The sequence below is a fragment of the Actinacidiphila glaucinigra genome (genome assembly GCF_900188405.1).
Taxonomy (GTDB): Bacteria; Actinomycetota; Actinomycetes; order Streptomycetales; family Streptomycetaceae; genus Actinacidiphila; species Actinacidiphila glaucinigra.
In genome coordinates this window covers 39,378-53,426 of sequence record NZ_FZOF01000011.1, presented here as the reverse complement: position 1 = coordinate 53,426, position 14,049 = coordinate 39,378, and the positions used below count along the sequence as shown (strand labels likewise).

Below are 14,049 nucleotides of genomic sequence, written 5' to 3'. Positions count from 1 at the left end.
GACAGGCACCCTTCGGTTCATCGGCTGGGCTCTGGCCGGCCATCGCCGAGGGATGGCGCTCGCCATCTTGCTGGGTGTGCTGGCCGGCACCGCCGAGAGCCTGGTGCCGATCACCGTCGGCGGCGCCCTCGACGCCGCGCTGACGCACTCGTCCCAGGCCGTCCTCGGCAGCTGCGGTGTGCTCGCCCTCCTGCTCGCCGTACGGATCGGCGGCAGCGTCAGCCGGTTCAGGATCCTGGGCGGCGTGCAGATATCCGTCAACTTCCGCCTGGTCGACCGGATCTCGAGGCACGTCGCGGACGCCGCCGTGCCGGTGTCCCGGACCTTCGCCCCCGGCGAGGTCGCCACCGCACTGTCCGTGGACGCCCCGGCGATCGCGGCGCTGCCGATGGCCCTGGCCTCTCTCCTCGGCGCGTGCGGCGCCTACACCGTGATCGCCGTGTACCTGCTGGGGCGCTCCGTGCTGCTCGGCTGCCTGGTGCTCTTCGGAGTCCCCGCGCTGGTGTTCTGCCTGGGGCGGGCACTGCGCCCACTCGAGGAGCGGCAGACCGCTCACCGTGAACTGCTCGGCGCGCTCACCGTGGCCGGTAGCGACATCGCCCGGGGGCTGCGGGTGCTCCGGGGCATCGGCGGCGAGCGCATCGCCGGACGGCGCTACGCGGCCAGGTCCCAGCAGGTACGGAAGGCCGGGATCGCGGTGGCCGGCACCCACGCGCTCCTCGACGCCGCCCAAGTGCTGTTCCCCGGCCTGTTCCTGGTGACCGTGCTCTGGTTCGGCGCGCGCCTCGCACTGGCCGGTACGCTCGCCGTGGGCGACCTGGTCGCGCTCTACGGCTGCGCCGCCTTCCTGGTCCAGCCCATCGGAGCGATGGCCGGCGCCATCAGCGCCCTCGCGGCGGCCAGGACCGCAGCAACGCGCATCGGAAGCATCCTCGCGGTCGGCGGCACCCAGGAGCCGCTCGCCGCGGCGGAGGCCGCCGGGGACCGCATCACCGACCACGCCAGCGGCGTCTGGATCCAGCGGGGCGACTTCACCGTGGTCGACACCATGGGCCGCCACGGCTCCGAACTCGCCCGTCGGCTGGCCAAGGCACAAACAGGCGCCGTGCTCGCCGACGCCGTGCCCTACCTCTTCGCCGGCCCCCTGCGGGAGGTCGTCGACCCCGCGACACGGCACGGCGACGCCGCCATCGGGCGAGCCCTCCACGCGGCAGCGGCCGACGACGTGGTCAAAGGCCTTGCCTCGGGCCTCGACACCGAGGTCGAGGAAGCGGGCAGCAACCTCTCCGGCGGTCAGCGTCAGCGCATCGCACTGGCCCGCGCCCTGCTGCCCAAGCCCGAACTGCTGATCCTGGTGGATCCGGTCACGGCGGTCGACGCCGTCACCGAGGCGAGTGTCGCGGAGCGCCTTTATGCCGAGCGTCGTGGCCTGACAACCGTCGTGATCAGCGGCAGCGCGGCGTTGGCCCAGGTCGCGGACCGGCGGGTGAGTGCCTGATGCCGGTGACTCTGCCCATCGCCGACGACCCGACCGTCCGGCGTGAAGTCCGGCACCTGCTGACCGCCCACCGGCGGCCGATCGTCCTCCTGACCCTGGCGCACACCGCCGCCGTCGCCGCCGGGCTCGTCGCCCCCTGGCTGCTCGGCGTCCTCGTCGACCGGGTCGCCGGGGGGCGCCAGGCCGCGCAGGTGGACCGGCTCGCCCTCGGGATCGCCGCCAGCGTGCTGGCCCAGGCCGTGACCCGGTGGATCGCCAGCCGCATGGCGTTCGTCCTCGGCGAGGACGTGTTCCACGAGCTGCGCTCGACATTCACCGACCGTGTGCTCGGGCTGCCGCTGTCCGCCGTGGAGCGGACCAGCACCGGTGACATCGCCTCACGGACCACCCACGACATCGAGACCGTCGCCGACTTCGTCCGCATCGGCATCCCCGAAGTGATGACCGGCACCCTGAGCGTGCTGCTCTCCCTGACCGCCGCGTTCGTCGTCGACTGGAAGCTCGCCCTCTGCTGCCTGCTCGGCCTCCCGGTGATCGTCACCGCGACCCGCTGGTTCACCAGGCGGGCACGCCCCGCCTTCGCGACCGAGCTGGCGACCTACAGCACCGTCAACGCGTCGGTCATCGAGACCGTGCAGGGCGCCAGTGTCGTCGAGGGACTCGGGATCCGCGCCCCACGCCGCGAGAAGATGGCACTCAGCGCCCGCGAGGCGCGCGACGCGCAACTCGTGCCCCTGCGGCTGCGGACCCGTTGGTTTCCCCTCGTTCAGCTCGGCTACCAACTGCCGGTGCTGTGCGTGGTGCTGGTCGGCGGATTGCTGGCCGCCCGAGGAGGGGCCAGCGTCGGCCAGGTCGCATCCGTGTCGATGTTCCTCACCCTCCTCGTCGACCCGCTCGACGACCTCGTCTATTGGTGGGGCGACCTGCAGATGTCCCGTGCCGCGTTCGCCCGCATCGCCGGGGTGGGCCTCATCCCGTCGGACCGCGGTGACAAGGACGTGGAACTCGGCGACGGACGCGTGGTGCTCCGTGAAGTGTCCTTCGCCTACGACCGCGGCATCGATGTGCTGAGCGGAGTGAACCTCGACATCGCCGCGGGGGAGCGGATCTGCGTGGTCGGCGCCTCAGGTGCGGGGAAGTCCACGCTCGCGCTGCTCGTCGCCGGGGTCTACGCGCCCTCGGTGGGCACGGTCACCCTGGACGGACACGCTCCGCATGAGCTCACGTCCCACGCGCTGCGCGACCAGGTCGTGATGGTCACCCAGGAGGACCACGTGTTCGCCGGCACCGTCTACGAGAACATGCTGCTGGGGCGCGAGGAAGCGAGCAGGCAGCAGGTCACCGATGCCCTGTCCTCGGTCGGCGCCCAGGGATGGTCGGCCGAGCTGCCCGACGGCCTGGACACAGTGGTCGGAGACGGCGGGCACGAGCTGGCCCCCGCGCAGGCACAGCAACTCGCCCTCGCACGCCTGATCCTGAAGGACCCGAAGGTGATCGTCCTCGACGAGGCCACTTCGATGTTCGACGGATCCCAGCGACGCGAGGCCGACTCCGGCCTCGCCGGCCTCCTGGCCGGACGCACAGTCATCTCGATCGCGCACCGACTGGACAGCGCGCGCACCGCCGACCGTGTCGTCATGCTGGATGAAGGCCGTGTCATCGAGACCGGGGACCACCAGGAGCTCCTTGATCGTCAGGGCCGGTATGCGGCGCTGTGGCGAGCGTGGGAGAACAATCAGAGCACTCCACTGGACATCTGAGCCTGCCGTTACGACGAACGTCTGGGTGGTGGTCAGGCCGCGTGTGCGGTTCAGGATCCCTACGTGACCCGTATGGAGGTCCTGGAACTGCGCGAGACCCGGGGCGGCTGTTCGATAGTCGACAGCGGCCCGGCGTGGCCCCCGACACGCCGGGCTTCATGAACGAACCAGACGTCGCCCTGGCGGGCTCCGTGTGCCCTGGGGCTCACGGGACGAAGAACCCCGCTCCCGGAGCCTCGGCCGCTCCAAGCGGCCACACACGACTCCGGCCCCTGCCCGACGGAAGTCGGGCAGGGGCCGGATGTTCGTAGCGGGGGCGGGATTTGAACCACGCGACCTCTGGGTTATGAGCCCAGCGAGCTACCGAGCTGCTCCACCCCGCGTCGGTGCAGTCAGCTTACGCTCCTCGGGCCGACCGTGCAGGGATTTATCGCGGAGGCGTGCCGGTACCGGCCACGGGGACAGGGGAGCGCTTCCCACCTCACCTGCAGACGACCCGGTCACCCGGCAAAGAGCGGGCCAGGACGGCCCGCATGCCGGCCGGGGCGAGCTCAGCCGCGGTAGGTCTCCAGCAGCCGCAGCCAGACTTCGCCGAGGGTGGGGAAAGCAGGGACCGCGTGCCAGAGCCGGTCGAGGGGCACCTCGCCGGTGACCGCGATGGTGGCCGAGTGCACCAGTTCCCCGACGCCAGGGCCGGCGAAGGTGACGCCCACCACGGTGTTGCGGTCGGTGTCGACGAGCATGCGGGCCCTGCCGCGGTAGTCCTCGCCGTACTGGTGGGCGCCTGCGACGTGGGCGAGGTCGTAGTCGACGACCTTGATACGGCGCCCGCTCCGCTCGGCCTCGCGGCTGGTCAGGCCGACGGAGGCGACCTCGGGAGTGGTGAAGACCACCTGGGGGACGGCCGCGTGGTCGGCGGTGGCGACATGCGCGCCCCAGGGAGCGTCGTCGACGGGCTCCTGGTTGGCGCGGGCGCCGATGACGGCGCCGGCGATGCGGGCCTGGTACTTGCCCTGATGCGTCATCAGGGCACGGCGGTTGACGTCGCCGACGGCATAGAGCCAGCCCCCGTCGACGTCGGTGACGCGGAAGGTGTCATCGACGGTCAGCCAGTCGCCGGGGGTGAGACCGACGGTCTCCAGGCCGACGTCGCGGGTCTGCGGGGCGCGGCCGGTCGCCAGCAGGATCTCGTCCGCGACCAGCTGCCCTCCGTCGGAGAGCGTCATCCGTACCTCGCCGTCTTCGCCGCCGTCGCGGGTCAGGGAGGTGACGGTGGTGTTGAAGCGGATGTCGACGCCTGCTTCGCGCAGTCCTTCGGTGACCAGTTCGCCGGCGAACGGTTCCATCCGCTCGAGGAGTCCGTTGTCGAGGACGAGCATGGTGACCTGGGAGCCGAGGGCCTGCCAGACGGTGGCCATCTCGACGGCGACCACACCGCCTCCGACGACGGCGAGGCGGCCGGGCACCTTGTCGGCGCTGGTGGCCTCGCGGCTGGTCCAGGGGCGGACGGTGTCGAGTCCGGGGATGGGGGGCAGGGCGGCGCGGGTGCCGGTGGAGACGGCGACGGCGTGCCGGGCCGTCAGGGCGATGGTGTCGCCGTCCGGGGTCTGCACGGCCACCCGCTTGGGGCCGGTGAGGCGGCCGTGACCCCGTATGAGATCGACGGAGACCGAGTTCAGCCAGTCGACCTGGTCCTCGTCCTTCCAGTACGAGGACATCTTGTCGCGGTGTGCGAGGACCGCCTCGACGTCCAGCGGGCCGGCCACCGCCGGGTCGAGTCCGGGAATGCGGCTCGCGTCGGCACGTGCCACCACCGGCCGCAGCAGAGCCTTGCTGGGGTCGCAGGCCCAGAACGAGCACTCGCCGCCGAGGAGTTCGCGCTCCACGATCACGGTGGTGAGCCCTGCGGCGCGGGCGCGTTCGGCCACGTTCTCGCCGACCGGCCCCCCGCCGATGACGATCACGTCGTAGGTGCGGGTGGTCTCGTTCATCACTGCTGTGTTCCTCACTGTCGCGTTGGTCATTGCTTCCGTGAACTGGTTCGGCTCGTTTCCTGCCGCGTTTGCCGCCGCCCGCCGCCGTGCCGGGCGGCGGGCGACGGCCCGTCGCGGCCCTGGGACGGTGGCTGGTGGGGTTGTCAGCGGCCGGGGAGGCGCTGCGAGACCTCCTGGAGCACCCAGCCGTTGCCGTCGGGGTCGCTGAAGGTGAGGAAGGAGCCGTAGGAGGCGCGCTCGGGGTGGATGCCGGGCAGCCGCTCCTGGCCGGGCTCGCGGTGGGTGACGTCCCCGTCCTCGTGGCCGTGGTAGAGCAGGCCGCCGGCGTCGTGGAAGATCTCGCTGACCTCGATGCCGCGTCCGGCGAGGTCCGCATGGGCCTCCTCGATGTCGGAGACGATGAGATACAGGCCCTGGAACGAGCCGGGTGCGATGGGCGTCATTCCCTCGCCGAAGATGATCGAGCATTCGGAGCCGGGCGGCGTGAGGTGCACGACCCGGAATTCCTCGTTGGCCGTGTAGTCGACGTCCAGGCGGAATCCGGCCTTCTCATAAAATGCCTTGGCCCGGTCGGTGTCGGAAACGGGCAGCACGATCATTTCGAGCTTCAGATTCATGGGGACTTTCCTTGTTCCTTGACGATGTCGGCGTGCAATTCCAGAGAACCAGCCGGGAGGGCGTTTGGGAGTGGTGCAGCAGGCCTGCTTCGGCCGTGGCCCACTGGTCCAGGTACTGGCAGGTCCCCCCAGCCCCACGGCCGAGTAATGGGTGGCGGGGGCTTCGCGGGAACGCAGGCGGCCTCACCGGCGCGGGCCTCGAGGCGGTGCCTGGACGACGGCGGAGTGTGCGACCACCAGCGGCAGGCCGCGCTCGCGGTACGTCGTCTCCGCCCGACGGACGTGGCGGGAGATTCAATGCACCGCGATTACCGAAAAAGCCTCCGCCCATCGAGGTCAGTCGTCTGTCCGGCAGGAAATGGTACGGCTCCGTTTTGTTGTTTCCGGACGTGGCCCTTTCCAGTGGTCGTCTTGCTGGAATGGCGCACCGAGGGCTAGCCTCGACATATGGGCAAGGCGTCGTCCGCTTCGGGTGACAACAAGGAGCTGAGCGACTTTCTGCGGTCGCGGCGCGCCCGGGTGACTCCCGAGCAGGCCGGGGTCACACCGGGACCGAGTCGCCGTGTTCCGGGACTGCGCCGTGAGGAGGTTGCCCTCTCGGCCGGATTGAGCGCGGACTACTACATCCGTCTGGAACGCGGACGGGTGGGCAATGCCTCCGAAGCGGTGCTGGAGGCCGTCGCACGCGCTCTGCTGCTGGATGACGTCGAGCGTGCGCATCTGTTCGCCCTGGCCAGGCCGCAGTCCGTGGTCACAGTGAGCCGGTCCGCACTTCCACGTCGGGTGCGTCCGGGCGCGTACGCACTGCTCGAGGTACTTCGGGACACTCCCGCGATGATCCTGGACGGCCGCATGGACGTCCTCGCCCTGAATGCGCTGGCACGCGCGATATTCGCCGATTTCGAGACCATGCCGATCTGCGAGCGCAATTTGGCGCGATTCATGTTTCTCGACCCGGTGGCGCGTGAACTGTTCGTCGAGTGGGACATGGCCGCCCGCATGGTTGTCACCGGTTTGCACCTGTATGCGGGTCGGCGACCGGACGATCCGCAGCTGACCGAGCTGATCGATCGACTCTCGGAGGCGGACGCGGACTTTCGTCGATGGTGGGCCGCGCACGATGTGGAGGCGTTCTCCCACGGCACGAGGCACTACCGGCACCCCGTAGTAGGCGAATTCACCCTGAACTATGAGACCCTCATATTTCCGGGTGACCCGGACCAGTGGCTGTTCGTGAGCACAGCTGAACCCGGCTCACCGGCTTCCGAAGCCTTGCGCGCCCTGGCCAACCAGATCGACAACCCGGACACCTAGTGCGGTGACCGCACAGGTTCGGCGGGTTGGTGGTCAGTGGCGAGCCGACCCATGCGGTCACAGCGCCAAGGGCGCCCACGTCCCGAACGCGTCGGAACACCACCGATCCCGTGAGCCAGCGGCCGGTCGGCGAAGTGGCCTGAGTACAGTCGCCCGATGCTGTGTATCGACTCTCCTATCGCCACCGCCCGGCTGATACTCCGCCCGTTCCGGCCCGAGGACGCGGAGGACGTCTGCGAGTACCAACGCCGGCCCGACGTCGCCCGCTTCATGCGATGGGAGCCGCGCGGGCCGGAGGACGTCCGGGTGGCGGTGGAGCAGATGACCCGGGAGACCAAACTGGACTCGGACGGGGACTGTCTCAGCCTGGCTGTCGTCGAGCCGGGCACGGGGACGGTCGTCGGGCAGGTCGAACTGGTCCTGATCAGCGCGGAACACCGCCAGGGTGAGCTCGGCTATGTCTTCCACCCCGCCCATCAGGGCAAGGGCTTCGCCACGGAGGCCGCCTTCGCCGTCCTGCACCTGGGATTCGACGCATTGGGGCTGCACCGGGTGATCGGCCGCTGCCACGCGGACAATGCCGCGTCGGCCGGGCTCCTCGAACGGCTGGGCATGCGCCGGGAGGCCCATTTCATCGGAACGGAGTTCTTCAAGGGGGCATGGCGCGACGACCTGGTGTACTCCCTACTCCGGCGGGAGTGGCGGGCTTCAGCCGTCCACCGGGGCACGTCACGCACCCCTGAAGCAGGCACTCGCGCTTGCCGTTGAGTGAGATCCGGCGGCGAGGGCGCAAGGTGCACTGTCGCCCTGAGACGCAAGGCGACTGGCCCCGGTCGGATGGGTCGTGTGCCAGGTGCGCAGTACCGCGCCGTAGTCGAATGACGGCCGCCTCTCCACCCGCGTCGCGGGCGTATCGTTTCGGGAGAGGGCGGGCATCAAGGACGTGGAGTGGCCCGGAAGCGTGCGTCGTGGTGACACACACATCCTGACCAGCATCAGGGGGGATTCGGCGATGGATGTGCTCGGTCTTGCCGGACAGGGGATCAGCCTGATCTCGTCACACCTGTCCGACGTGGCGGCCGGTGCTGTGTCGCGCATGGGCGCTGAAGCCGCCGATCAACTCTACGAGATGATCGGCGAGCGACTGCGCGCCACGCGTTTGGGAAGTGCCGCGCTAGGAGGGCTTGAGGAACGCCCCGACGACACCGATTGGCAAAGAACCGCCACCTCCGTACTTGCGGAGGCGATCGAGCAGGATCCGGAGTTCGCCCTGGCGCTGCGGAACGCTGTCGAATCAGCGGCAAATTCGCGGGGGCAGGCGCATACCGGTGGCAGCGCCCATCACCAGGTTCATCTCGACGGGCGCGTGGACAATCGCCGGGGCATCATCGCCGCCGGTGACGTCGATCAATCCCGCAGGCGCAGAATCATTGTCGTCGGCGGCGGGTTGCTGGCTGTCGTTCTCGCTGGTGGCCTGGGAACCGTCCTGCTGCTCGACACCGGCCCGGAGCAGGGTCCCAACGCCTCGGTCGTACCTTCGGTCGCACCCACCATGCCGTCAGCCGACATATCCGCCGCATCGTCGGCGGATGCCTTGACCACGGCACCGACGGATGTGACCTGGAGGCTCTTGGCGACGGCTGAGGGGGACGAAGCGGACTACTACGGGATAGCAATTCCGTTCTCCGCCTCAGCCGGGCCCCGCCGGGTGAGCGGCGGCATTGCCGCGGGGTACGCTCACACGCCCACCGGCGCGCTCATCGCCGGTGCGCAGATTGGCGTCAGGAGTGGGTACAGCTTCGGGCGATCGTCGTGGGAGCCGACGATCACACGTCAATTCGTGCCGTCCCCAGACCGCGACCGGCTTCTCGCGTATCTGCGAGGGGAGGCCACCCTGCCCCAACCGGTGCAACAGGGAACGCTGGCACAGATCAGCGGCTATATCTACCAGTCGTACACACCGGACACCGCGGTGATCGGGCTGGTATTGAGGACACCCACCGCCCGCCTGATGGTGACGGTGGTCACGCTCAAGTGGCGCGGGAACGATTGGCGGGCGGTGGCGCCGCCGGGCGGGGTGTGGACCTCAGTGCAGCGAACACTCAGCGGAACCGTTGGCGTTGTCCCGTGGGGGGCGAGCGGCTGACCTCGCCTGCCGCGCGAAACGTACGGTCCTCCACCCCTGCTCACTGTGTGCCACAGCAGAGAGATCCCCCCGGTCCATGGGCCCGGCCCCTTGGGTCCGGGGCGGCCCGCCGGACTGTCTGCCACAGCCGCTGCCCTTCTCCATCGGTCGGTCGCCGTGCCATGACCGGCTCTGTCATCTTCGCCCTCGCCCTCAACAGCGAACACGCCGACATCGAGGACCAGCTCGCGAGCATGGACCGGCGGCTCCCCAGGCCGCCACCGCCCGGCGGGCCTGCCCTGCCCGCACCGTCTCCATCGGCCAGGTCTAGGGCGCCATGAACTGCTGCAACCGGAATCGATCATCCAGTCACCACATGCGTTCCAAGCTCTCCGCGGCGGTGTCCCGCGGACCGATGTCGGACGCGTCCGGGGGAGCGGCTCGCTAAGCGACCGTGAGCACGATCTTGCCCTGGATGTGTCCCCGTGCGGCGCGTTCGTGCGCGGCGCGGGCATCCGCGAGCGCGAACGTGCTGTCGATCGCGACGCGGACTGTGCCCGCGTCGAGCAGGCGTCCCAGATCGGCAAGCTGTGCGCCGTTCGAGCGGACCTGCGTGCCTGTGACGGTGACGCCCAGCCTCAGGGTCTCTTCCTCGTCGAATTCGCCGAAGAATACGGGGAACTGCGAGCCGCCTCGCTTGAGTGTGCGCAGGAGGCGCTTGCTGTCGGGGCCACCCACGGCGTCGAGAACGAGGTCGATGTCGTGCACGACGTCCTCAGGACGGCTCTTGGTGTAGTCGATGAATTCGTCCGCGCCGAGGTCGCGCAGGAACCATTCATGTGCGCCCGAGGCCACCGCGATGACTCGTGCGCCCTTCCATTTCGCCAGCTGCAGCGCGAAGTGCCCCACGCCGCCTGCGGCGCCGTTGATGAGTACCGTCGTGTTGGCGTCGAGTGGCACCGGACGATGCTGCGCGGCCTGGAAGGGCGACGGGTGGTCGTGTCCGAGTTCGATCAGGAACTGCCACGCGGTGAGCCCGGCCATGGGTGCCCCGGCGGCGTGCACGTGATCGAGGCCGGCCGGCTTGAGGGCGAGGTCCGACGCCGGCGCGGCCACGTACTCGGCGTAGGTGCTGCCGTCGAAGCTGGGGAAGCGGAGAAGCCCGAAGACTTCATTACCGATCGAGAAACCCTCCACGTCTGCGGCGACGGCCTCCACGACGCCCGACAGGTCCGTCCCCGGAATCACGGGCAAGCTGAACTTCGGCCTCACATCCGGAGGCAGGTTGGACATCCCGTCGCGCAGGTACCAGTCCGGAGGGTTGATGCCTGCCGCATGTACGCGAACGAGCACCTCGCCCGGTCCCGGCTGGGGGATCGGCACCTCGTCGTAGCGCAGAACCTCAGGGCCGCCGTGCTCGTGGAGCCGGACCGCCCTCATCGTGTGTTTCGGCATCGTTTTCTCCTGCCCGTGATGCGGGATACGATTATTCGGATCAGCGATCCACATAGGTGGACCACTGATCCGAATATATGGACCACTGATCCGGATAGTCAAGGGGGGGCAGATGCGGGCCGACGCCAAGAAGAACCGCGACCACCTGCTCGCAGTCGCGGGCACCGCCATCGCCGAGCAAGGCGTCGAGGTGTCACTGCGCGACATCGCACGCCGGGCCGACGTCGGCCTGGCGACGCTACTGCGCCACTTCCCGACACGCGAGGCACTGCTCGACGCCCTGCTCCACACGAGCTTCGAGGCACTGACGGCCAAGGCAGGCGCCCTTGAAACGTCCGACTCGCCCGACGAAGCTCTCGTTTCCTGGCTACGCGACTGCGTCGCGTGGACGACCGAGTACCGGGGTGTGACCGTGCTGATGGCGGCCGCCATCGAGGACCCGGAATCCGCACTCCACGCATCGTGCGTCACCCTGCGCGCGGCCGGTGCACGGCTTCTCACGCGCGCCCAGGCCGCGGGCCTGGCGCGGAGCGACATCGACGGCGCCGACGTGTTCGCGCTGGTGGCGGCGCTCGCTTGGCTCGGCGATCAACCGGCACTCGCGCCGCGCGCCGGACACCTTTTCGACGTTGTCGCAAGCGCGATCCTGACCGGCGCGGCGAGTGGCGATGCCGGGTGGGTGACGACGGACTCGCGACCGTAGCCGAAATCGCCGCCCACGCGGACCCGGCGAACAGCCGGTCGTGCTTGCCGGCCCGGAGCGAGGCTCGCCTGCTTCGGGATCCGGTCGTGGGGACGTCCCCATGGCGGATACGGACCACAGCCCCTTCGAGGAGAAACTCCTCGAAGGGGCTGTGGTCTGTCATCGGCGTCTGGACCCAGAACGCTGGTCCGCGCGGTGTTCGGTGACAGCACCGGGGGAGAGGCGCCCGCTGCACTCGAGGCCCGTCCCGGCGGCCTGCGTCAGATGCGGACGCCGAACTGGAACGGCATGTTGTTGATGGACTCGTAGCGCACGACGGTGCCGGTGCGCGGCGCGTGCAGGACCATGCCGTTGCCGGCGTAGAGCCCCACGTGGTGCTGGTCGCCGTAGAAGATCACCAGGTCGCCGGGCATCAGCTGGCTCATCGACAGGCGGGTGCCCGCATTGGCCTGGGCCTGCGAGGTCCGCGGCAGCGAGACATCGGCCTGGGCGTACGCCCACATGGTGAGGCCCGAGCAGTCGAAGGAGGTCGGACCCGTGTGCGTGTAGACGTACGGCATGCCGAGCCTGGTCTGGGCGGCCGCGAGGGCGGCGGCGGCGCGGCCGGAGGCCGGGGTGTCGTTGCCCAGGTCGACGCGCTCGTTGCTGCGGGCGGCGCGGGCGTCGTCCGCGGCGACGGCGGCGCGCTGAGCGGCGGTCAGCGAGTTGAGCAGCCGCTGCGTCTGCGCCAGCTTGCCCTGGACTTCCCTCTTCTTCCTGCCCAGTTCGGTGCGGGTCCGGCCGAGCTCGGAGAGCTTGCTCGCCGCCTCCGCCTTCTGCTGGTCGAGCGTGCGCTTCTTCTGCGCGATCTGCCGCAGCGCCTCGGCCTGTTTGGTGCTCAGCGCCTGGAGCGTGGACGCCTTGTCGAGGTAGCTGTCCGGGTCTGAGGAGAGGAAGAGCTGGAGCGAGGGGTCGATGCCGCCGCTGCGGTACTGGGCGCTGGCGAGGGTGCCGAGGCCGTCCTGAAGGTCGTTGAGTTCGTCCTGCTGGCGGGCGACCTCGTCCTGCAGGTCGTCGACCTGCTTCTGCAACTGCTTCTGCTTCTCCTCGGCGCCGTTGAGCTTCTCGGTAGCCTGTTCGGTCTGCTGGTAGAGAGCGTCGACCTTGGCCTTGACGTTCTTGACGGACTGCTTGGCGGGAGCGGCCTGAGCGGCCTGGGCGGAGATTGCCACGGCTGCGGCGGCGGTTGCGGTAAGCACGGTGATGCGTGCTCGACTGGTCTGCTTGGGACGACGGTGGGACGCCACTCAGGCGAGCTCCTTCTTGCTCCAGCCGCCTGCCGCATGCATCGGGAACCACGGTTCCCCGGCCCCGAGCGTCGGCGTCCCCCGTTGCACGCACGCCGCATCGGATCGGCGGGACCTCCGCCGCCACCCCGATTGGGTGATCGATGGACAGAGGTTCGAAGCATGACCTTAGTGACCATCTTGTGATCTGATCAAATCCCTTACGAGATAAAGTCGTCCTCTCGCGCCACGCTTCTCTGCGCCTCACACGTGCAGTGATGGTGAGTTGACACACCGCTCCGGGGGCGGGCGTCGCGAGTGCGCTCGCTCCCGGATGCGGCGGAGGGTTCATGTGGGACACCGGTCCGGGGGTCGTGTTGCCGCCCGTACCGGGTGCACCCGTCGTCGTCCGTGCGGGGCGCCACAACGCGAAAGCCACTCTGGCGATGCTGCCGGCCGATTACGGCGTGTATCGAAAGCGGATCTTGAGCGTTGGATGATTGTGGTTCGTGGCGCGGGGAGCGCTCAAACGGAGCGCGCAAGCACGGACCTGCAGTTACTCCCCGGCTGCGTCAAGCAAGATCTGTGCCAGTTCGCGCGGCTGGGAGAACATCGGCCAGTGGCCGGTGTCCATCGTGACCAGCTGTCAGTACTTGCTGTTCAGCAGTTCGGCCACGTCGTCGTCGAGCTCGGCCCCGGCGAGCAGACACTGGATGTACGTCGCCGGGAGTTCACCGAGCACCCCTGCGAGCAGGGCGGGCTCGGTCAGCGTGGCGCCCGGGTGCGGCGTCGAGCCACGTACGAGGCGTGCGATCTGCTCATCGGTGAGACCCTCGCCGTCGTAGTGAGCTGCGGGCACGAGCGGCCAAAACCCTCCATTTTCGGCGATCGATGCCTTCACCCCCGCCCCGCCGTCCGGCCAGACGGAGGCAAACGACTCGCCATCAGTTGGAACACTGGAGTCGACGAATACGACGCGGGCCAGCCGGTCGCCGATCCGCTCTGCGGCCTGACCGACCGGGATGCCCGAGTAGCTGTGACCGACGAGGACGACGTCACGCAGACCCTGGCGTTCGACCTCGGCAACAATGTCCTGGACGTGGGTCTGCTGCCCTGCCGGCACAGCCTGCTTTTCAGCAAGACCGGACAGCGTCAACGGGTAAACGCCGTGGCCGGCCGCACGCAGATACGGCACCACCTCGTCCCACGCCCACGCCCCGAGCCGCGCACCCGCAACCAGCACGAAATTCACCATGCCCGCACCGTAGCGGGGCAGCCTGACGATCGCCCTGAAAATACTTTCGATACACGCCCCGAG

General features: G+C 69.3%; 10 protein-coding genes, 1 tRNA gene and 1 pseudogene. 6 read left to right on the top strand and 6 right to left on the bottom strand.

Annotated elements, in window-relative coordinates:
- Positions 1-52 precede the first annotated feature (52 nt).
- Both CHF15_RS22555 and CHF15_RS22550 read left to right on the top strand, forming a co-directional pair.
- On the top strand, positions 53-1,498 hold the full coding sequence (locus tag CHF15_RS22555; RefSeq protein ID WP_179279913.1) for an ABC transporter transmembrane domain-containing protein: 1,446 nt from the start codon (positions 53-55) through the stop codon (positions 1,496-1,498).
- On the top strand, positions 1,498-3,258 hold the full coding sequence (locus CHF15_RS22550) for an ABC transporter ATP-binding protein (protein WP_089225671.1): 1,761 nt from the start codon (positions 1,498-1,500) through the stop codon (positions 3,256-3,258). Before CHF15_RS22555 ends, CHF15_RS22550 begins: the two co-directional genes overlap by 1 nt.
- Positions 3,259-3,566: 308 nt before the next feature.
- On the opposite strand, the gene CHF15_RS22545 is transcribed toward CHF15_RS22550, so the two are convergent.
- The 3 genes from CHF15_RS22545 to CHF15_RS22535 all read right to left on the bottom strand — a co-directional run bounded on the left by CHF15_RS22545 (position 3,567) and on the right by CHF15_RS22535 (position 5,869).
- Positions 3,567-3,641 (bottom strand) — tRNA-Met (locus CHF15_RS22545).
- Positions 3,642-3,809: 168 nt separating this feature from the next.
- Positions 3,810-5,249 (bottom strand): dihydrolipoyl dehydrogenase family protein, encoded by a 1,440-nt coding sequence (locus CHF15_RS22540; protein ID WP_089225670.1) that lies wholly within the window; start codon positions 5,247-5,249, stop codon positions 3,810-3,812.
- Positions 5,250-5,395: 146 nt separating this feature from the next.
- The gene (locus CHF15_RS22535) at positions 5,396-5,869 is read right to left on the bottom strand and encodes a VOC family protein (RefSeq protein ID WP_089225669.1); all 474 of its coding nucleotides are present in this window, start codon (positions 5,867-5,869) and stop codon (positions 5,396-5,398) included.
- 447 nt (positions 5,870-6,316) lie between these two features.
- On the opposite strand from CHF15_RS22535, the gene CHF15_RS22530 reads away from it, so the two are divergent.
- The 3 genes from CHF15_RS22530 to CHF15_RS22520 all read left to right on the top strand — a co-directional run bounded on the left by CHF15_RS22530 (position 6,317) and on the right by CHF15_RS22520 (position 9,329).
- Positions 6,317-7,183: a helix-turn-helix transcriptional regulator gene (locus tag CHF15_RS22530; RefSeq protein WP_089225668.1), complete on the top strand. Its 867-nt coding sequence runs from the start codon at positions 6,317-6,319 to the stop codon at positions 7,181-7,183.
- 156 nt (positions 7,184-7,339) lie between these two features.
- A complete protein-coding gene (locus CHF15_RS22525; protein ID WP_089225667.1) occupies positions 7,340-7,951 on the top strand; it encodes a GNAT family N-acetyltransferase in 612 nt (203 codons plus the stop codon).
- A gap of 244 nt (positions 7,952-8,195) precedes the next feature.
- Complete coding sequence (locus CHF15_RS22520) at positions 8,196-9,329, top strand: hypothetical protein (RefSeq protein WP_143681614.1); 1,134 nt, start codon at positions 8,196-8,198, stop codon at positions 9,327-9,329.
- 423 nt (positions 9,330-9,752) lie between these two features.
- Here CHF15_RS22520 and CHF15_RS22515 read toward each other — a convergent pair whose 3' ends face one another.
- Positions 9,753-10,763, bottom strand: coding sequence for an NADP-dependent oxidoreductase (locus CHF15_RS22515; protein ID WP_179279912.1), 1,011 nt, complete (start codon positions 10,761-10,763; stop codon positions 9,753-9,755).
- Positions 10,764-10,875: 112 nt separating this feature from the next.
- Here CHF15_RS22515 and CHF15_RS22510 point away from each other — a divergent pair, with 112 nt between their 5' ends.
- On the top strand, positions 10,876-11,466 hold the full coding sequence (locus CHF15_RS22510) for a TetR/AcrR family transcriptional regulator (RefSeq protein WP_089225665.1): 591 nt from the start codon (positions 10,876-10,878) through the stop codon (positions 11,464-11,466).
- A gap of 260 nt (positions 11,467-11,726) precedes the next feature.
- On the opposite strand, the gene CHF15_RS22505 is transcribed toward CHF15_RS22510, so the two are convergent.
- Positions 11,727-12,752, bottom strand: a complete 1,026-nt coding sequence (locus CHF15_RS22505) for an NlpC/P60 family protein (protein ID WP_089225664.1) — start codon at positions 12,750-12,752, stop codon at positions 11,727-11,729.
- Positions 12,753-13,287: 535 nt separating this feature from the next.
- Positions 13,288-13,986: pseudogene (locus CHF15_RS22500) on the bottom strand (alpha/beta fold hydrolase).
- Between the last annotated feature and the right edge of the window lie 63 nt (positions 13,987-14,049).